At 70.2% G+C, this 18,969-nt stretch carries 15 protein-coding genes; 13 read left to right on the forward strand and 2 right to left on the reverse strand.

What is annotated here, in order from left to right; genetic code table 11:
• Positions 1–156 precede the first annotated feature (156 nt).
• Complete coding sequence (locus FCI23_RS10260) at positions 157–1,584, forward strand: sugar porter family MFS transporter (RefSeq protein ID WP_136723167.1); 1,428 nt, start codon at positions 157–159, stop codon at positions 1,582–1,584.
• 80 nt (positions 1,585–1,664) lie between these two features.
• Entirely contained in the window at positions 1,665–2,870 is a 1,206-nt protein-coding gene (ftsY, locus tag FCI23_RS10265; RefSeq protein ID WP_136723168.1) for a signal recognition particle-docking protein FtsY, read from the forward strand.
• A 72-nt stretch (positions 2,871–2,942) separates the two neighbouring features.
• On the opposite strand, the gene FCI23_RS10270 is transcribed toward ftsY, so the two are convergent.
• Positions 2,943–3,650, reverse strand: coding sequence for a bifunctional DNA primase/polymerase (locus tag FCI23_RS10270; RefSeq protein WP_136723169.1), 708 nt, complete (start codon positions 3,648–3,650; stop codon positions 2,943–2,945).
• Between the two features lie 314 nt (positions 3,651–3,964).
• Between FCI23_RS10270 and nsdA the strand changes: the two genes are divergently transcribed.
• The 7 genes from nsdA (at position 3,965) to ftsH (ending at position 14,647) form a co-directional block, all read left to right on the forward strand.
• Entirely contained in the window at positions 3,965–5,434 is a 1,470-nt protein-coding gene (gene nsdA, locus FCI23_RS10275; RefSeq protein ID WP_211265271.1) for a transcriptional repressor NsdA, read from the forward strand.
• A 341-nt stretch (positions 5,435–5,775) separates the two neighbouring features.
• The gene (locus tag FCI23_RS10280) at positions 5,776–7,107 is read left to right on the forward strand and encodes an ammonium transporter (RefSeq protein ID WP_136723171.1); all 1,332 of its coding nucleotides are present in this window, start codon (positions 5,776–5,778) and stop codon (positions 7,105–7,107) included.
• The gene (locus FCI23_RS10285; protein WP_136723172.1) at positions 7,104–7,442 is read left to right on the forward strand and encodes a P-II family nitrogen regulator; all 339 of its coding nucleotides are present in this window, start codon (positions 7,104–7,106) and stop codon (positions 7,440–7,442) included. The genes FCI23_RS10280 and FCI23_RS10285 overlap by 4 nt, the downstream gene beginning before the upstream one ends.
• 167 nt (positions 7,443–7,609) lie before the next feature.
• Entirely contained in the window at positions 7,610–10,096 is a 2,487-nt protein-coding gene (locus tag FCI23_RS10290; RefSeq protein ID WP_136723173.1) for a [protein-PII] uridylyltransferase, read from the forward strand.
• A gap of 126 nt (positions 10,097–10,222) precedes the next feature.
• Positions 10,223–11,773 carry a signal recognition particle protein gene (gene ffh / locus FCI23_RS10295; RefSeq protein WP_136723174.1) on the forward strand — a complete coding sequence of 517 codons (1,551 nt, stop codon included), beginning with the start codon at positions 10,223–10,225 and terminating at the stop codon, positions 11,771–11,773.
• 370 nt (positions 11,774–12,143) lie between these two features.
• Entirely contained in the window at positions 12,144–12,659 is a 516-nt protein-coding gene (locus tag FCI23_RS10300) for a GNAT family N-acetyltransferase (protein ID WP_246143616.1), read from the forward strand.
• A gap of 41 nt (positions 12,660–12,700) precedes the next feature.
• The gene (gene ftsH / locus FCI23_RS10305) at positions 12,701–14,647 is read left to right on the forward strand and encodes an ATP-dependent zinc metalloprotease FtsH (RefSeq protein ID WP_136723176.1); all 1,947 of its coding nucleotides are present in this window, start codon (positions 12,701–12,703) and stop codon (positions 14,645–14,647) included.
• Here the strand turns inward: ftsH and FCI23_RS10310 are convergent.
• Positions 14,631–15,473, reverse strand: a complete 843-nt coding sequence (locus tag FCI23_RS10310) for an SAM-dependent methyltransferase (RefSeq protein ID WP_211265272.1) — start codon at positions 15,471–15,473, stop codon at positions 14,631–14,633. The two genes, ftsH and FCI23_RS10310, sit on opposite strands and share 17 nt — an antisense overlap.
• A gap of 205 nt (positions 15,474–15,678) precedes the next feature.
• Between FCI23_RS10310 and proS the strand changes: the two genes are divergently transcribed.
• The 4 genes from proS (at position 15,679) to FCI23_RS10330 (ending at position 18,843) form a co-directional block, all read left to right on the forward strand.
• Positions 15,679–17,091 (forward strand): proline--tRNA ligase, encoded by a 1,413-nt coding sequence (gene proS / locus FCI23_RS10315; RefSeq protein ID WP_136723177.1) that lies wholly within the window; start codon positions 15,679–15,681, stop codon positions 17,089–17,091.
• A 235-nt stretch (positions 17,092–17,326) separates the two neighbouring features.
• A complete protein-coding gene (locus tag FCI23_RS10320; protein WP_136723178.1) occupies positions 17,327–17,917 on the forward strand; it encodes a hypothetical protein in 591 nt (196 codons plus the stop codon).
• Between the two features lie 234 nt (positions 17,918–18,151).
• On the forward strand, positions 18,152–18,598 hold the full coding sequence (gene rpsP / locus FCI23_RS10325) for a 30S ribosomal protein S16 (protein WP_136723179.1): 447 nt from the start codon (positions 18,152–18,154) through the stop codon (positions 18,596–18,598).
• A gap of 2 nt (positions 18,599–18,600) precedes the next feature.
• A complete protein-coding gene (locus tag FCI23_RS10330) occupies positions 18,601–18,843 on the forward strand; it encodes an RNA-binding protein (protein WP_136723180.1) in 243 nt (80 codons plus the stop codon).
• The last annotated feature ends 126 nt before the right edge of the window (positions 18,844–18,969 follow it).

The following is an 18,969-nucleotide window of genomic DNA, read 5'->3' on the forward strand; positions in this document are numbered from 1 at the left end:
GCAGTCCAACCTTCTGGCGGGATTAGATTCGATATTTGAAGGCATAAGCTCTTCGTTGTTGTTTTAGCGTTCGAGTGGTGGCCATCATGGGATCGACTGGCACTCGATGTTCCTGCCCCCTCACGCGGGTTCAATGCAGAGCCCAGGGAGTACACCGTGACCACCACCGCATCGAAGACCGGTACCGGAGGCCGCCAGGCCCAGCCGGACCACCTCGGCCATGTCATCTTCATCACCGCGGCCGCCGCCATGGGCGGCTTCCTCTTCGGCTACGACAGCTCCGTGATCAACGGTGCCGTGGAGGCGATCCGGAGCAGGTACGGCGTCGGCTCCGCCGCCCTCGCCCAGGTCGTCGCCATCGCCCTGCTCGGCAGCGCCATCGGGGCCGCCACCGCCGGCCGGATCGCCGACCGTATCGGCCGCATCCGTGTGATGCAGATCTCCGCCGCGCTCTTCTCCGTCAGCGCGATCGGCTCCGCCCTGCCGTTCGCGCTCTGGGATCTCGCGATGTGGCGCGTCCTCGGCGGTATCGCCATCGGCATGGCCTCGGTGATCGGCCCGGCCTACATCGCCGAGGTCGCCCCGCCCGCGTACCGTGGCCGGCTCGGCTCCTTCCAGCAGGGCGCGATCGTCATAGGCATCGCGGTCTCCCAGCTGGTCAACTGGGGGATCCTCAACGTCGCAGGCGGCCAGCAGCGCGGCAAGATCGCCGGCATCGAGGCCTGGCAGTGGATGCTCGGCGTGATGGTCGTGCCCGCAGCGCTGTACGGACTGCTCTCCTTCGCCATCCCCGAGTCGCCTCGCTTCCTGCTCTCCGTCGGCCGCAACGATCAGGCCAGGAAGGTCCTCGCCGACGTCGAGGCCGAGAACACCGACCTCGACGCCCGTATCGCCGAGATCAAGGACGCGATGCGCAGTGACCACAAGTCGTCCTTCAGGGACCTGCTCGGCGGCCGCTTCGGCCTGCTGCCGGTGGTCTGGGTCGGCATCGGGCTCTCGGTCTTCCAGCAGCTGGTCGGCATCAACGTCGCCTTCTACTACTCCTCGACGCTGTGGCAGTCGGTCGGTATCGACCCGAGCGCCTCCTTCTTCTACTCGTTCACCACGTCGATCATCAACATCATCGGGACCGTCATCGCCATGGTCTTCGTCGACCGGATCGGCCGCAAACCGCTGGCTCTCATCGGTTCCATCGGCATGGCCGTCTCCCTCGCCCTGGTGGCCTGGGCCTTCTCCGCCAGGGCGGTCTCCGGCAGCAACGTCAAGCTGCCGAACACCGAGGGCGTGGTCGCGCTGATCGCGGCCCACTCCTTCGTCCTCTTCTTCGCCCTCTCGTGGGGCGTGGTCGTCTGGGTCATGCTCGGCGAGATGTTCCCGAACCGGATCCGCGCGGCGGCGCTCGGAGTGGCCGCGTCCGCGCAGTGGATCGCCAACTGGGCGATCACGGCGAGCTTCCCCAGCCTTTCCGACTGGGACCTGTCGGCGACGTACGTGATCTACACGGCCTTCGCCGCGCTCTCCATTCCCTTCGTCATCAAGTTCGTCCCGGAGACCAAGGGCAAGCGGCTGGAGGAGATGGGCTGACGCGGCCCGTCAGCCGCAGGAGCGAACACCCCGCACCGGCAACGAACGACCATCCCTCAGGTCGCGCATACTGGGCAACCATGGAAACCGTCATCCTCGCTGTAATCATCGCTTTGGTCGCGTTCGTCGCGGTCGGTGGCGGACTGGTGGTGGGCAGCCGCCGCAAGAAGCGGCTGCCCCCCGCGCCGCCTGCCGCGCCGACGGTCACCGAGCCCCCCGCCGAACCTCATATCGGCGACGAGGCGGAGGTCCCGCGGGACGAGCCCCGCCGGACCATCGAAGAGGTAGAACTCCCCGAGGCGCTTCCCAGGACGCCTCCGGAGGCGCTTGAGCTGCCGGAGGCGCCGGAGCTCGAGATCCCCGAGCCGACCGAGGGCCGTCTGGTACGGCTGCGCTCCCGGCTGTCCCGCTCCCAGAACACGCTCGGCAAGGGACTGCTGTCCCTGCTCTCCCGGGAACACCTCGACGAGGAGACCTGGGAGGAGATCGAGGACATCCTCCTCACCGCGGACGTCGGCGTCACGCCCACCCAAGAACTGGTGGAGCGGCTGCGCCAGCGGGTGAAGGTGCTCGGCACCCGCACCCCCGCCGACCTCCGGCAGCTGCTGCGCGAGGAGCTGATCGCCCTCATCGGCACCGACAGCGACCGCACCCTTCACACCGAAAGCCACGAGGAGCGCCCGGCCGTAGTACTGGTCGTCGGCGTGAACGGCACCGGCAAGACCACGACCACCGGCAAGCTCGCCCGCGTCCTGGTCGCCGACGGCCGCAGCGTGGTGCTGGGAGCGGCGGACACCTTCCGTGCCGCCGCCGCCGACCAGCTGCAGACCTGGGGCGAGCGGGTCGGGGCGCGCACGGTACGCGGTCCCGAGGGCGGCGACCCGGCATCGGTCGCCTTCGACGCGGTGAAGGAAGGTATCTCCGAGGGCGCCGACGTCGTACTCATCGACACCGCCGGCCGGCTGCACACCAAGACCGGCCTGATGGACGAGCTCGGCAAGGTCAAGCGCGTCATCGAGAAGCACGGCCCGGTGGACGAGGTGCTGCTGGTCCTGGACGCCACCACCGGGCAGAACGGCCTGGTGCAGGCCCGCGTCTTCGCCGAGGTGGTCGACATCACCGGCATCGTGCTGACCAAGCTGGACGGCACCGCCAAGGGCGGCATCGTCGTCGCGGTCCAGCGCGAACTGGGCGTGCCGGTGAAATTGGTCGGGCTGGGCGAGGGCGCTGACGACCTGGCGCCGTTCGAGCCGGGCGCGTTCGTGGACGCGCTGATCGGCGACTGAGCTCGCCTTCTCCGGGGCGGCCGGGCGGTCTTGCGGTGCGTTGCCCTCAAGCCCGTCCGGCGCTTGAGGACGTCAGCCCCCGCCGGCGGGCGATGGCTGCCACGGCCCCGGTGTGCGGTCACGGTGGCACGCGTATGCGAGCGTGCCGAGCAGCAGCCGGGCCTCGGGCGGCTGCGCCGCGGAGCCGAACTCCGGCGGGCGGAGCCAGCGGGCCGGCCCGAGGCCGCCCAGATCGGACGGCGGGGCGGTGACGAAATCGCCGGGGCCCAGGCAGTGCAGGTCGAGGGCGGCATCGTCCCAGCCCATGCGGTAGAGCAGGTGGGGCAGTTCGCCGGCGGCTCCGGGGGCGACGAAGAACCAGGCGCGACCGGCCGGGGTGGCGATGACCGGGCCGAGCCGCAGGCCCATGCGCTCCAGACGGGCCAGCGCACGGCCAGCGGAACGTTCCGCCACATCGATCACGTCGAAGGTACGGCCGACCGGCAGCAGCACGGCCGCGCCCGGCACCTGCTCCCAGGCGGCGGTGACCTGCTCCAGTGTCGCGCCGGCGGGCACCTCTTCGGCGAAGGCGAGCGGGTGGGCGCCGGGCGCCTCGCACCCCGGATCGCCGCAGGAGCACTGTGCGCCCCCGCGTGTGGCGCGCGCACCCGGGGCGACCGTCCAGCCGCACAACCCGGTGTACTCCGCGACAGTTGTGGCGCACGCCGAGGCGCGCGTGCGGCGCCGCGCGCTGGGGCGGACATGCCGCATTTCCCGCATACTCCCGATCGTGAAGCCCATGACACCCCCAACGGGTCGTAGTTGCCGATGGTTACGCCCGCACCTGACCGACCCTGATCGGCATGTGTCAAGTGAATCGTGTGCGGCGGCTGATGAGTTAACTCGAAGGGGTGGCGAATGGTGGCGATTCGGCAGCCACGCTCGCGCAACCCGTGATCGTAGGATTACTTTGTGTGCACAAGCCCTTGGACCGTGGCCGTCGTTGGGTATGCCGGAGGCATCCAGCGGGGAGCGGTTCGGGGGATCGGCTGAACGGTCGAACGGCACCTTCCGTATTGGGAGCCGGACGATCGACTCGGGATGGGGGCGTATCAGTGGGCGGCACACAAGACAAGCAGCCCAACGCGCAGTTGAACTCCTGGTTCGTGCGCAGCGGCTGGTCCAAGGGCGAGCTGGCCCGCCAGGTCAACCGGCGGGCCCGTCAGATGGGCGCCCTGCACGTCAGCACCGACACCTCCCGGGTGCGCCGTTGGCTCGACGGCGAGCAGCCGCGCGAGCCGATCCCGCGGATCCTGTCCGAGCTGTTCTCGGAGCGGTTCGGCTGTGTCGTCCCGGTGGAGGACCTCGGGCTGCGTTCCCTGCACCAGCCGACCGCCTCCTCGGGTGTCGACCTCCCCTGGGCGGGACCGCAGACGGCCCAGTTGATCAATGAGTTCTCCCGCAGTGACCTGATGCTCGGCCGCCGCGGCTTCCTCGGAGCCTCGTTGGCGCTGGCTGCCGGACCGGCCCTTGTCGAGCCGATGCAGCGGTGGCTGGTGCCAACCCCGCCCGCCGGCCCGGCCGGCCACGCCGGGGCGGCCGCAGTGCCGTCCCGGGACTCCGGGAACCGGCCGTCCAAGGTCTCCGAAGAGGAGCTGGCGCTCCTGGAGTCCACGGCCGTGATGTTCCGCTCGTGGGACAACCAGTGCGGCGGTGGCCTGCGCCGCAAGGCCGTCGTAGGACAGCTGCATGAGGTCACCGACCTGCTTCAGGAGTCCCACCCCGAGCGGGTGGCGCGCCGGCTGTACCGGGTCACCGGGGAACTTGCGGCGCTGGCCGGCTGGATGAGCTACGACGTCGGTTTGCAACCGACCGCGCAGAAGTACCTGGTCCTGGCGCTGCACGCGGCCAAAGAGGCCGAGGACCGGCCCCTGGGTGCGTTCATCCTCTCCAGCATGAGCCGCCAGATGATCCATCTGAACCGTCCTGACGACGCGCTGGAGCTCATCCACCTCGCACAGTACGGCAGCCGGGACACCGCGACCGTCACCACTCAGGCGATGCTGTACGCGATGGAGGCCCGCGCCTACGCCAATATGGGTCAGGTCAACAAGTGCCACCGCGCGGTCCGGACGGCCGAGGACGCCTTCACCGAGACCCGCCCGTCCGAGGACCCGGACTGGATCAGTTTCTTCAACGAGGCCGAGCTCCACGCGGAGAACGCCCACTCCTACCGTGACCTCGCCTATGTGGCCGGCCGCAGTCCCACCTACGCGTCGCTCGCTCACCCCGTCATGGAGAAGGCCGTCCAGCTCTTCGAGGGCGACACCGATCATCAGCGCGCCTACGCCCTCAATCTCATCGGCATGGCCACCGTCCACCTCCTCCAGAAGGAGCCGGAGCAGGCGGCGGGCAGTGCCGTACAGGCGATAAAGGTTGCCCAGCAGGTTCGCTCCGAGCGGGTCAACACCCGTATCCGTAAGACCGCCGACGCCGCGTTGCGTGACTTCGGCGAGGTCCCGGCGGTCGCCGCACTCACCGAACGGCTGGCTGCCTGCCTGCCCGAAGTCGCCGAGTCGGCCTGACCCGCCCCGTATACGCCGGCCGCGGCCGCCATCCCGATCAGCCCGACTCGGCTCCCTCACGCCAGGTCAACCGGGTGGCTGCCGCGGCCGGTCTCTTTTCGGCGGACTCTCACCGGCTCTGCACGTATACAGCGGGCCCAGGCCGCCGGGGGTCACAGAGTAGTCACGGCAGGGGCCACCAGCGCAGCGGTTCACCTTGACGTAACACGGCGGACTTCTTCGTCACGCCGGTGAAACACCGAGCGGCTTTCATGGAAACCAGCCCGGGACATTCTCATGGCGCAAACCGGCCCACCGAACCCAATTCCCGCACGGGCCGTTCGGATGACGAGGAGACGCCGATGGCAGCAGGCTTCCTGACGCTTGCCGCAGACACGCCCAAGTTCGACAGCGGAAGCACGGCGTTCATGCTGCTGAGCGCCGCGCTGGTGCTGATAATGACCCCTGGCCTGGCCTTCTTCTACGGCGGCATGGTCCGGGTCAAGAGCGTGCTGAACATGCTGATGATGAGCTTCATCGCCATCGGCATTGTGACCATCCTCTGGACCCTCTACGGATTCACGCTCGCCTTCCACACCGGCAGCGCGTTCATCGGCGACTTCAGCTGGTTCGGCATGCGGAACATCGGGATCGCGGAGCTGTGGCCCGGCTACACCATCCCGATTTACGTTTTCGCGGTCTTCCAGCTGATGTTCGCGATCATCACGCCCGCCCTGATAAGCGGTGCCCTGGCGGACCGGGTGAAGTTCACCGCCTGGTCGCTGTTCATCGCGCTGTGGGTCACGATCGTCTACTTCCCGGTCGCGCACATGGTCTGGGGCTCGGACGGCTTCCTGTACACGCACGGCGTGATCGACTTCGCCGGTGGTACCGCGGTCCACATCAACGCCGGTGCGGCAGCGCTCGGCGTGATCCTCGTCATCCGTAAGCGAGTCGGTTTCAAGAAGGACCCGTTCCGTCCGCACAGCCTGCCGCTGGTCATGCTGGGCGCCGGTCTGCTGTGGTTCGGCTGGTTCGGATTCAACGCCGGTTCCTGGCTCGCCTCGGACGGCGTCGCCGCCGTCGCGTTCACCAACACCCAGGTCGCCACCGCAGCCGCCATGCTCGGCTGGCTCGCCTACGAGAAGATCAAGCACGGCTCCTTCACCACCTTGGGCGCCGCCTCCGGCGCGGTCGCCGGTCTGGTCGCCATCACCCCGTCCTGTGGCTCGGTCAGCCCGCTCGGTGCCATCGCGGTCGGCGCCGTCGCCGGCGTCGGCTGCGCCGCCGCGGTCGGACTGAAGTACAAGTTCGGCTTCGACGACTCCCTGGACGTCGTCGGAGTCCACATGGTCGGCGGCATCATCGGCTCCCTGCTCATCGGCTTCCTGGCCACCGGCGGTGTCGGCCAGACCGCCAAGGGCGTCTTCTACGGTGGCGGCTTCACCCAGCTGTGGAAGCAGTTCCTCGGTGTCGGTGTGGTCCTCTTCTACTCGCTGATCGTCTCGGCCATCCTGGCCTTCGTCATCGACAAGACCATGGGCTTCACTGTGACCGAGGACGTCGAGGTCGCCGGCATCGACCAGGCTGAACACGCCGAGACCGGGTATGACTTCGCGGGCGTCGGCAGCGCCGCCCGTGCCGTCCTCTCCTCCCTCGACGGCACCAGTGACACGAAAAAGGTGGACGCGTGAAGCTCATCACCGCGGTAGTGAAGCCGCACCGATTGGACGAGATCAAGGAAGCCCTCCAGGCCTTCGGCGTGCAGGGCCTGACCGTCACCGAGGCGAGCGGCTACGGCCGTCAGCGTGGTCACACCGAGGTCTACCGCGGTGCCGAGTACACCGTCGATCTCGTACCGAAGATCCGTATCGAGGTGCTCGTCGAGGACAGCGACGCCGAACAGCTGATCGAGGTCGTCGTCAAGGCCGCCCGCACCGGCAAGATCGGTGACGGCAAGGTCTGGAGCGTCCCGGTCGAGACCGCGGTCCGGGTCCGCACCGGTGAGCGTGGCCCCGACGCGCTCTGAGCGCGGCACGCGCACCCCGGCCGCCCCGTAGCCTGGCGGGCGGGGGGCGACACGATCGCCGGGACGGCGACGCCCCGGGACCAGTACCGAACGAGGGCGGAAGCGAGGGTCGTCGCCCCACTTCCGCCCTCGTGGACAGAACCGCACAGCCTGCGTCTGGAGACAGCGTGACGGAAAGCGTCGAAGCGAAAGCCAACGACGGACACGACCCCGCAGGCTACGCGGCGGCCCGGCTGAGGCTCCTCAACGAGGAAACCCAGTCCGGGCCACCGCGCCGTAAGGCCCTCGCCGAACTCACCGACGGCTGGCTCGGCGCACTGGCGGCCGGCGCCGCCGCCGAGTCCGGGGTGGCCGGCTACGCCCTGGTCGCCGTCGGCGGCTACGGCCGGGGCGAACTCTCCCCGCGCAGCGACCTCGACCTGCTGCTGCTCCACGACAGCGGCGAGAAGGCCCGCCCCGTCGCCTCCCTCGCCGACAAGATCTGGTACCCCGTATGGGACCTGGGCCTCGCCCTGGACCACTCCGTACGCACCCCCTCCGAGGCCCGCAAGACCGCCGCCGACGACCTCAAGGTCCATCTCGGCCTTCTTGACGCCCGGCACATCGCCGGCGACGCCGCGCTCACCGCCGGACTGCGCACCGCCGTCCTCGCCGACTGGCGCAACCAGGCCCCCAAGCGGCTCCCCGCGCTCCATGAGCTCTGCCTGGAGCGCGCCGAGCGCATGGGCGAGCTCTCCTACCTCCTGGAGCCGGACCTCAAAGAGGCCCGCGGCGGCCTGCGCGACGCCACCGCCCTGCGGGCCGTCGCCGCCTCCTGGCTCGCCGACGCCCCCCGCGAAGGCCTGGAGGACGCCCGTACCCGGCTGCTGGACGCCCGTGACACCCTCCACCTGGTCACCGGCCGCGCCACCGACCGGCTCGCCCTCCAGGAGCAGGACCAGGTCGCCACCGCCCTCGGCCTGCTCGACGCCGATGCCCTGCTCCGCCAGGTATACGAAGCCGCCCGTACGGTGAGCTACGCCTCGGACGTCACCTGGCGCGAGGTCGGCCGGGTACTGCGGTCCCGCGAGATGCGCCCGCGCCGCCGCGGACTGCTGGGCCGCGGGCGGGGGGCGCCAGCCGGAAACTCAGCCACCCCCGCCGAGCGCAGCCCGCTCGCCGAGGGCGTCGTGGAACACGAGGGCGAGGTCGTGCTCGCCCGCACCGCCAAGCCCGAGCGTGACCCGGTACTGCCGCTGCGGGCCGCCGCTGCCGCCGCCCAGGCCGGGCTGCCGCTCTCAATGCACTCGGTCCGCCGGCTCTGCCTCGCGCAGAGCACCCGCCCGCTGCCCGTGCCGTGGCCCGCAGAGGCCCGCGAGCAGCTCATCACCCTGCTCGACGCGGGTGAGTCCACCGTCCCCGTATGGGAGGCGCTGGAGGCCGAAGGCATGATCACCCGGCTCATCCCCGACTGGGAGCGGGTCCGCTGCCGACCGCAGCGCAACGCCGTGCATGTGTGGACCGTGGACCGCCACCTCGTCGAGACGGCTGTCCGCGCCTCCGCTCTCACCCGCCGCGTCGGCCGCCCCGATCTCCTCCTCATCGCGGCCCTGCTGCACGACATCGGCAAGGGCTGGCCCGGCGACCACTCGGAGGCCGGCGAGGTCATCGCCCGCGATGTCGCGGCCCGCTTCGGCTTCGGCCGCGCCGACGTCGAGACGCTCGCCCTGCTCGTACGGCAGCACCTGCTGCTCATCGAGACCGCCACCCGGCGTGACCTCGACGACCCGGTCACCCTCCAGGCGGTCGCGGACACCGTCCGCGACACGGAGACGCTGGAGCTGCTGCACGCCCTCACCGAGGCCGACGCGCTCGCCACCGGCCCCGCCGCCTGGAGCGCCTGGCGCGCCTCACTCGTCGCCGACCTGGCCAAGCGGGTCGCCGCAGTGCTCGCCACCGGCGCCGCCCCCGACCCCGTCGACCCGGAGCCCACCGCCGAGGAGGAGCGCCTCGCCATCGAGGCCGCCCGCACCAGCGGCCCGGTGCTCGCCCTGCACGCTCACACCGAGCCGGACCCGGACGGCGACGTGGACTCCCCGGACGACAGCCCGGACCCCGTAGGCGTCGAACTCCTCCTCGCCGTCCCCGACCGCCCCGGCCTGCTCGCCGAGGCCGCGGGCGTCCTCGCCCTGCACCGCCTCACGGTCCGCGCCGCCGATCTCAGGTCCGTCGACCCGATAGGCGAGGGCCCCGTCACGCTGCTGCGCTGGCGCGTCGCCGCCGAATACGGCTCCCTCCCCGAGGCCGCCCGCCTCCGCGCCGACCTCGACCGTGCCTTCGCGGGCACCCTCGACATCGAATCCCGGCTCGCCGAGCGCGAATCGGCGTACCCGCGCCGCCGGGGCATCACCGCCCCGCCGCCCCGCGTCACCGTCGCCCCCGGCAGTTCCAGCTCCGCCACCGTCATCGAAGTCCGCGCCCACGACGTCCCCGGCCTGCTCCACCGCATCGGCCGCGCCCTGGAGCTCACCGGCGTCAACGTCCGCTCCGCCCGCATCAGCACCCTGGGTGCCAGCGCGGTCGATGCCTTCTACGTCACCGGGACCGACGGCTCTCCCCTGAGTGACGTACGGGCAGCCGAGGTGGCCCGCGAGGTGGAGCGCGCTCTGCGCTGATCTCCGGCCACCCGCCGACGGGTTCCGGACGCGGTCCCAGGTGCGGTGGAGACCGGAACTGGGCCGGGCGGATACCCTGGAGAGCATTGCCAGCACCCGCCCCCGACTCGAGGATCCGCGACCGACGTGTTCGATACCCTCTCCGACCGCCTTGCAGCGACATTCAAGAACCTCCGGGGCAAGGGGCGCCTGTCCGAGGCGGACATCGACGCCACCGCGCGCGAAATCCGGATCGCGCTGCTGGAGGCCGATGTCGCGCTGCCAGTGGTTCGTGCGTTCATCAAGCAGGTCAAGGAGCGGGCGGCCGGTGCCGAGGTCTCGCAGGCCCTGAACCCGGCCCAGCAGGTCGTCAAGATCGTCAACGAGGAGCTTGTCGGCATCCTCGGCGGTGAGACCCGCCGTCTCCGCTTCGCCAAGAACCCGCCGACCGTCATCATGCTCGCCGGCCTCCAGGGCGCCGGTAAGACCACGCTCGCCGGAAAGCTCGGCCACTGGCTCAAGGGCCAGGGCCACGCCCCGCTGCTCGTCGCCGCCGACCTCCAGCGGCCGAACGCCGTCAACCAGCTCTCGGTCGTCGCCGAGCGGGCCGGCGTCGCGGTCTTCGCCCCCGAGCCGGGCAACGGTGTCGGCGACCCGGTCAAGGTCGCCAAGGACTCCATCGAGTTCGCCAAGTCCAAGCAGCACGACGTCGTCATTGTCGACACCGCCGGCCGCCTCGGTATCGACGCCGAGCTGATGCGGCAGGCCGCCGACATCCGTGACGCGGTCAGCCCGGACGAGATCCTCTTCGTCGTCGACGCGATGATCGGCCAGGACGCGGTCAACACCGCCGAGGCCTTCCGCGACGGCGTCGGCTTCGACGGTGTCGTCCTGTCCAAGCTCGACGGCGACGCAAGGGGCGGTGCGGCGCTGTCGGTCGCGCACGTCACCGGCCGTCAGGTCATGTTCGCCTCCAACGGCGAGAAGCTGGACGACTTCGACACGTTCCACCCGGACCGCATGGCGTCCCGCATCCTCGGCATGGGCGACATGCTCAGCCTGATCGAGAAGGCCGAGCAGACCTTCAGCCAGGCCGAGGCCCAGAAGATGGCCGAGAAGCTGGCGCGCGGGCCGAAGGAATTCACCCTCGACGACTTCCTCGAGCAGATGGAGCAGGTCCGCAAGATGGGCTCCATCTCCAAGCTGCTCGGCATGCTGCCTGGCATGGGCCAGATCAAGGACCAGATCGCCAACCTCGACGAGCGGGACGTTGACCGCACCGCCGCCATCATCAAGTCGATGACCCCGGCCGAGCGCCAGGACCCGACCATCATCAACGGCTCCCGCCGGGCCCGGGTCGCCCGCGGCTCCGGCGTTGACGTCAGCGCCGTGAAGGGCCTGGTCGAGCGGTTCTTCGAAGCCCGCAAGATGATGTCCCGGATGGCCCAGGGCGGCGGCATGCCCGGCATGCCCGGAATCCCCGGCATGGGTGGCGGGCCCGGGCGGCAGAAGAAGCAGCAGAAGCAGGCCAAGGGCAAGCGGAAGAGCGGCAATCCGTTGAAGCGCGCGCAGGAGGAGCAGGCCGCCGCCGCCCGCCGCGCCGAGCAGGCCGGCGGCGCGTTCGGTCTCCCGGCCGGGCAGGACGCGTCGAAGTTCGAACTCCCCCCTGAGTTCAAGGACCTGCTCCCGCCGCAGTAGGCGGTCCCGGGCGGGAGCCGGGCGCTCCCGCCCCGGGATTACTCCCGGCCTCGGCGGGGAGCCCCGGCCCGGGAGGGCAGGGGTGGTTTATCAACGAAGCCAGCCATGAGGGTTACGAGCTCCGCTTTTGCCGGTCGCCCCACGACACGCCGCCGTACGGGTGATCGCTCCCACCGCCCCGCCCCGCCGGACGACCCGCGCGTGGCACCGGCTCGGCGAGAACTTTTTCGTCCGCGGGGCGCCGGGCGTGTCGTAGGCCGCCGGCCCGGGACTTGCCGGGTGCGCCCGGCGGGCGGCGGGAGTTGGGGAAGATCGCAAGGGCTCGGCCCTGACCCGCAAGGCGCCGCAGGCACCCGGCATGATGGTGGGTATGCGCGTCCACATCCGCCCGCCCGAGACCTCCGACGCAGTCCCGTACGCCGAGGCGGTGGCGCGATCGGCAGAGCACATCGGCGCGTGGAATCCGGTCGAGGCGGACGGGTTCCATGAGCTGCTACGACGGCAGAGCTCGGGCCTGCGCACCTTTCTGATCATCGATGACGAAACACTCGGCATCGCGGGCAAGTGCAATGTCGCGAACATCGTCCGCGGCCGCTTCGGCAATGCCACGCTCGGCTATGACAGCTATCTCCCGTTCGCCGGGACCGGCCGGATGAGCGAGGGCATGCGGCTGATCGTCGGCCGTTGCTTCGCGAGCTACCCGGAGGGGCTGGAGCTGCACCGGCTGGAGATCAATGTGCAGCCCGAGAACAACCGGTCGATCGCGCTGGCGAAGCGGCTGGGCTTCCGGCACGAGGGTTTCTCGCCGCGGATGCTGTACGTGAACGGGGCCTGGCGGGACCACGAGCGCTTCGCGCTTACCGCGGAGGAGTGGCCGGGCAGCTGACCGGCCGGGCAGCCGAGAATGGGTGTCCGTATCGTTATCATATGACCAACCCTGTGCCGCCCCGCCGGAGCCCCGAGGATCCGTGGCGCTCGGAGGGTGCCCCGCCGCCCGCTCCGCCGCGGCCGCCGCGCCGCCGGATGAGCGGCTGGGGCTGGATGATCCTGACCGCGGTGGTGGTGTTCCTGATCACGGACATCGTGCTGTCGCTCTTCGCGGGCGTCAGAACGCCGACGATCTCATACACGGAATTCGACAGGCAGCTCGCCGCGAACAACGTCTCGAGGATCTACTCCAAGGGCGACGCCATCGAGGGCGAGCTCAAGAAGCAGCAGAACATCCCCCGAGGCGACGGCACCGGCACGTACACCCAGTTCAAGACCCAGCGCCCGGTCTTCGCCAACGACAACCTGTGGGCCACGCTGGCCAAGAACAACGTGACGGTGACCGCCGCGCCGGTCGTCCAGCAGCGCAGCTTCCTCTACAACCTGGTGCTGTCGCTGGCTCCGGTGCTGCTGCTCGTGCTGCTGTGGATCTTCATCGCCCGGCGGATACGCGGCGCCATGGCCGGGGGGCTGGGCGGCATGGGCGGGCTGGGCCGAAAGGCGCCGCCGAAGCCGGTCGCGCCGGGGGAGGGGCGGCGGACCACCTTCGAGGACGTAGCCGGCATCGACGAGGTCGAGGCCGAACTGAGCGAGGTCGTGGACTTCCTCAAGCGGCCCGAGGCCTACCGGGCGCTCGGCGCCCGGATGCCGCGCGGGGTGCTGCTGGCGGGGCCGCCGGGAACCGGCAAGACACTGCTGGCGCGGGCGGTGGCGGGGGAGGCGGATGTGCCGTTCTTCTCCGCGTCGGCGTCCGAGTTCATCGAGATGATCGTCGGCGTGGGCGCCGGCCGGGTGCGGGAGCTCTTCTCGGAGGCCCGTAAGGTCGCCCCGGCGATCATCTTCATCGACGAGATCGACACCATCGGACGCATCCGGGGCCCCGGCGCCGGCCTGGGCGGCCACGACGAGCGCGAGCAGACGCTCAATCAGATCCTTACCGAAATGGACGGCTTCTCGGGCTCGGAGGGCGTCGTCGTAGTGGCCGCCACCAACCGGCCGGACGTACTGGACCCCGCCCTCACCCGGCCCGGCCGCTTCGACCGTACGGTCTCCGTCAGCCCTCCCGACCGGCCCGGACGGGAGGCCATCCTGCGCATCCACACCCGCCAGGTGCCGCTGGAACCGGATGTCGACCTCGCGAAAGTAGCCCGTACGACCCCGGGCATGACGGGCGCCGAACTGGCCAACCTCGCCAATGAGGCCGCGCTGCTCGCCGTGAAGCGGCAGAAACGGCAGGTCGGGGAGAGCGAGTTCTTCGATGCCCTGGAAAAGGTCCAGCTCGGCGCCGAACGCCCCCTCGTCATGCCCCTGGCGGAGCGCCGGCGGACCGCGTACCACGAGTCGGGACACGCGCTGCTCGGCATGCTCCACCCGGGCGCCGACCCCGTCCGCAAGATCACCATCGTCCCGCGAGGGCGGGCCCTCGGCGTGACGCTCTCCACCCCGGACGCCGACCGCTACGCGTTCACCGAGGACTATCTGCGGGGCCGCATCATCGGCGCGCTGGGCGGCATGGCGGCCGAGGAGGTTGTCTTCGGCGTCGTCACGACGGGCGCCGAGAACGACCTGGAGCAGGTGACCGGGCTCGTACGCGGCATGGTCGGCCGCTGGGGCATGAGCAAGCGCATCGGCCCCATCAGCGCCATTCCGGGCGATGCCCAGCAGGCCTACGGGCTCTCCGCCGCGCCCGGCACGCTGGATGCGGTCGACGCCGAGATGCGGCGGATCGTCGAGGAGTGCTACGGGACGGCCTGCCGCCTGCTCGATGAGCATCGCGACAAGCTGGATGCCCTCGCGGCGGCGCTGCTTGAGGCGGAAACCCTGGACGAGGCGGCGGCGTACCGCGCCGCGGGAATCGTGCGGGTGGACATTAAGGGCGAGGATTAGAAGCTGGTCGAGGCACCCGCGCGATGACATAACGGAAGACGTTTTCCATGCGGACGGTCCCGTCAGGCCGCCGGTAGGCGTGCAGCGCCTCGGTCAGCTCCTTTTCCACCTGCCGCTGGTCGGTGGCGTCCACCGCGTCGTCGAACAGGCCGGTGGAGAGGAGCCCGCGGAGCGCGCTGTCCATGTCGGGATAGCCGAAGGGACAGGCCACCCGCCCCGAACCGTCAGGGCGGAGCCCGGCCGCCACTGCCAGCTCCTCCAGGTCGTCACGGCGGCTGAGACCGGCGTGGGGGGCCGGTCGGCGGGGTTCGGCCAGCCGGGCGGCGATCCGCAGGACCCGGCTGGTGGCGCACCGCTCGGACGGCCCCCAGCCGGCCAGCACGACGGGGCTGCCGGGCTCGGCCAGGCTCGCCGCCGTCGCCAGCCCCGCCGGAGGCGCGGGGATGCCCCCGGGGTCGAGGGCGGTGACGACGGTGAACGGGGCGGAGCCCACGTCCTCGGGGTTGGCGTGGAGCAGGAGCGGGCGCGCCCGGTGGTGGGACGGGCCGCCCCACCGGGGCTCGGGGAGCAGGCGTTCGCGCGCCAGCGCGAGCCGGTGCGCGTCGGGATCGCAGCCGCAGACGGCGGCACCGCGGCCGGCCGCCATGAGCAGTGCCAGTCCGCAGCCGCAGCCCAGGCCGAGCAGACGGGTCGCGGGGCCGACCTCCAGACGGTCGTACACGGCTTCGTAGAGCGGGACGAGCATGCGTTCCTGGATCTCGGCCCAGTCCCGGGCCCTGGCGCGGGCCCGGTCCAACGGTGCGTGTGCGAGCGTAGGAGAAGTCATAGAGCCGCCCCAATCAGCCGAGTCGCCGTACCCGTGTGCCCCCGTGTGCGCCGTGCATGTCCCCCGAAACCAGACAACTCCGCTTCTGCCGTGGCGTCCAGGGGTTGCGCCGGTATCGTTCAGCGCGCCTGGCGCGCGCCCTCTTCGAACAGCGCCTTCGCGCTCGATTCACGCTTGCACAGGAGGCGGCCGTAACATCTGGGCCATGGCAAAGGCTCCCGTTCTCACTCCCCGGGCGGACGATTTCCCCCGTTGGTACCAGGATCTGATCAACAAGGCCGAGCTGGCCGACAACGGCCCGGTGCGCGGCACTATGGTCATCCGGCCGTACGGATACTCGCTCTGGGAGCGGATGCAACAGGAGATGGACGCCCGCATCAAGGACGCGGGTGCCCAGAACGCGTACTTCCCGCTCTTCATCCCGCAGTCGTACCTGACCAGGGAGGCCGACCACGTCGAGGGCTTCGCCCCTGAGCTCGCGGTGGTCACACACGGCGGCGGCAAGGAGCTGGAGGAACCGGTGGTTGTCCGGCCGACCTCCGAGACGATCATCAATGAGTACTTCTCGAAGTGGGTGCAGAGCTACCGCGATCTGCCGCTGCTGATCAACCAGTGGGCGAATGTGGTCCGCTGGGAGATGCGCCCCCGTATCTTCCTCCGTACGACGGAGTTCCTCTGGCAGGAGGGCCACACCGCCCACGCCACGTACGAGGACGCGCGCGAGTACGCCGCCCGTATCCACACCGATGTCTACGCGGACTTCATGGTGAATGTGCTGGGCATTGATGTCGTCCTGGGCCGCAAGACCGCCAGGGAGCGCTTCGCCGGCGCGATCAACACCCTCACCCTTGAGGGGATGATGGGTGACGGCAAGGCGCTGCAGATGGGCACCAGCCATGAGCTGGGCACGAACTTCGCCAAGGCGTTCAACACCTCGTACCTCTCCACGGAGGGCAAGCAGGAGCTGGTCTGGCAGACGTCGTGGGGCACGTCGACCCGGATGGTCGGCGGTCTGATCATGTCGCACGGCGACGACAACGGTCTGCGGGTGCCGCCGCGGCTGGCGCCCGTCCAGGTCGTCGTCCTGGCGATCAAGGGTGACGACGCCGTGATCGCCAAGGTGCACGAGATCGGCGCGCGGCTGAAGGCGGCCGGCCTCCGGGTGCAGGTGGACGCCCGCACCGATACACCGTTCGGCCGCCGGGCGGTCGACTGGGAGCTCAAGGGCGTGCCCGTACGGGTCGAGGTCGGCCCGCGGGACCTGGAGAGCGGCACCGCGATGTTGGCCCGCCGCATTCCGGGCGGCAAGGAGCCGGTCGCCATCGACGCGCTGGAGGCGCTGCTGGGAGAGGTCCTCGAAGAGGACCAGGCGACGCTTCTGGCTGAGTCCCGGGCGCGTCGTGAGTCCCGCACGGTCGATGTGGCCACGATCGGCGAGGCGGCCGAAGCGGCGGCGACCGGCTGGGCCCGTATCCCGTGGGCGGATCTGGGGCCGGAGGGCGAGGCGAAGCTCGCCGAGCAGAGCGTCTCGGTACGGTGCCTGGTCGCCGAGGACGGGTCGGTACCGGTCGCGGACGACGCGCCGGGTACGCTCGCGATCGTCGCCCGGGCGTACTGATCGGGTACGTCATCGCGTACGGGCACGTACGGGCACGTACGGACAAAGGCGCTGGCTGGAAAGCGCCGCACGTAATCGGCGGTACGTCCCGGCTTAGGTGCGGGTGCGCGGGTTCTCCACTGTCCTCCGCACCCGCCCTCAGTCATGCGCATCAATCGGAACTGACCGTTGAGTGCAAATTATTTAGGATGGCCCGGAATCGGAACACCGGGGGCCCCTGGCTCGTTGTCACGACGTGAGCACGACACCACCAGTTCTCGCCGCCGAGCTGGCAGTCGCGTGGGCCGACATTCAAAGGCACCACCCCGAGCTGCCGGATCTGGCCGCCCCCGAGTCCCTGATCGGAGAGTCCTCGTCCGCCTGCGGCACCGAGCTCTCCTTCGAAAGGCTGTTGCACGAGGCCGTGCACGGAATCGCCGCCGCTCGCGGTATCCGTGACACCTCGCGCGCCGGCCGCTACCATAACCGCCGCTTCCTGGCCATCGCCGACGAGCTTGGCCTGGACCATTCGGATGAGCCACACCCAAGCAGTGGCTTCTCCTTGGTCGGGCTTCGTCCGGATACCAAGAAGCGCTATCGCGCCACTATCGACCGGTTGCAACGTGCGCTCAAGGCGCACACCGTCGCGACCGCCGCAGACACCACACGCAGCTTCCGTGGGCCGGCCGCCAGGCACGGGTCGTCCGGAGGCGGCGTCAGAGTGAAAGCGGTATGCGACTGCGGGCGCAATGTCCGCGTCGTCCCGTCCGTTCTAGCCCAGGCGCCGATCGTCTGCGGCGCCTGCGGCACGCCATTTCGTATTCCGGAGGTCGTAGGCGCTGCCTGAGCCCGTCCATTGCTCCCTGTCCGCATCAGGGGCCCGCAGCCCAGCGCTGCCCCACCGGGCCCCACGCGTAAGGCGGCATCCCCGCCGTATGGCAGAATGGTCAGCTGAGCACTCGGCAGCCGTGCAGGACCCCTCTCTCCTTCGGCTGACGCGTCCATCGGGCAACCGGAACCCACAACCCCACGTGGTGCACCGTCGTGCCCAAACACGTCAAGACCAGGAGAACCCACTCCAGTGGCAGTCAAGATCAAGCTGAAGCGTCTGGGCAAGATCCGTTCGCCTCACTACCGCATCGTCGTCGCCGACTCCCGTACCCGCCGTGACGGCCGGGCCATCGAGGAGATCGGCCTGTACCACCCGGTGCAGAACCCGTCGCGCATCGAGGTCGACTCGGAGCGCGCGCAGTACTGGCTGAGCGTCGGCGCGCAGCCGACCGAGCCCGTGCTGGCGATCCTCAAGCTCACCGGCGACTGGCAGGCGCACAAGGGCCTGCCGGCCCCGGCGCCGCTGCTCGTCGCCGAGCCGAAGGCCGACAAGCGGCTCCTCTTCGAGGCCGCCGCCAGTGACGCCTCGGACGGGCCGAAGGGTGAGGCCATCACCCCCAAGGCCAAGAAGGCCGACAAAAAGGCCGATGACGCAGCCGAGGCCCCCGAGGCCGCGGCCGAGTCGACCGAGGCCTGAGCATGCTCGAGGAGGCCCTCGAGCACTTGGTCAAGGGCATCGTCGACAACCCCGACGACGTGCAGGTTGCTTCCCGCACCCTGCGCCGCGGGCGGGTTCTCGAGGTCCGGGTCCACCCCGAAGACCTCGGCAAGGTGATCGGCCGCAACGGCCGCACCGCTCGTGCCCTCCGCACCGTCGTAGGCGCCATCGGCGGACGTGGCATCCGTGTCGACCTCGTCGATGTGGATGACGCGGCCCACTGAGGCCGGGACGTACGAAGCACCGGCAAGGGCCGGGGCACGGCCCTCGGGCCGTCCCCGGCCCTTGCCACAGACAATGACCGCAACCATCAATTGAGAAACCCCAACGGCGAGCCACCACCTCCGCGA

The organism is Actinacidiphila oryziradicis (assembly GCF_005047355.1).
Lineage (GTDB): Bacteria > Actinomycetota > Actinomycetes > Streptomycetales > Streptomycetaceae > Actinacidiphila > Actinacidiphila oryziradicis.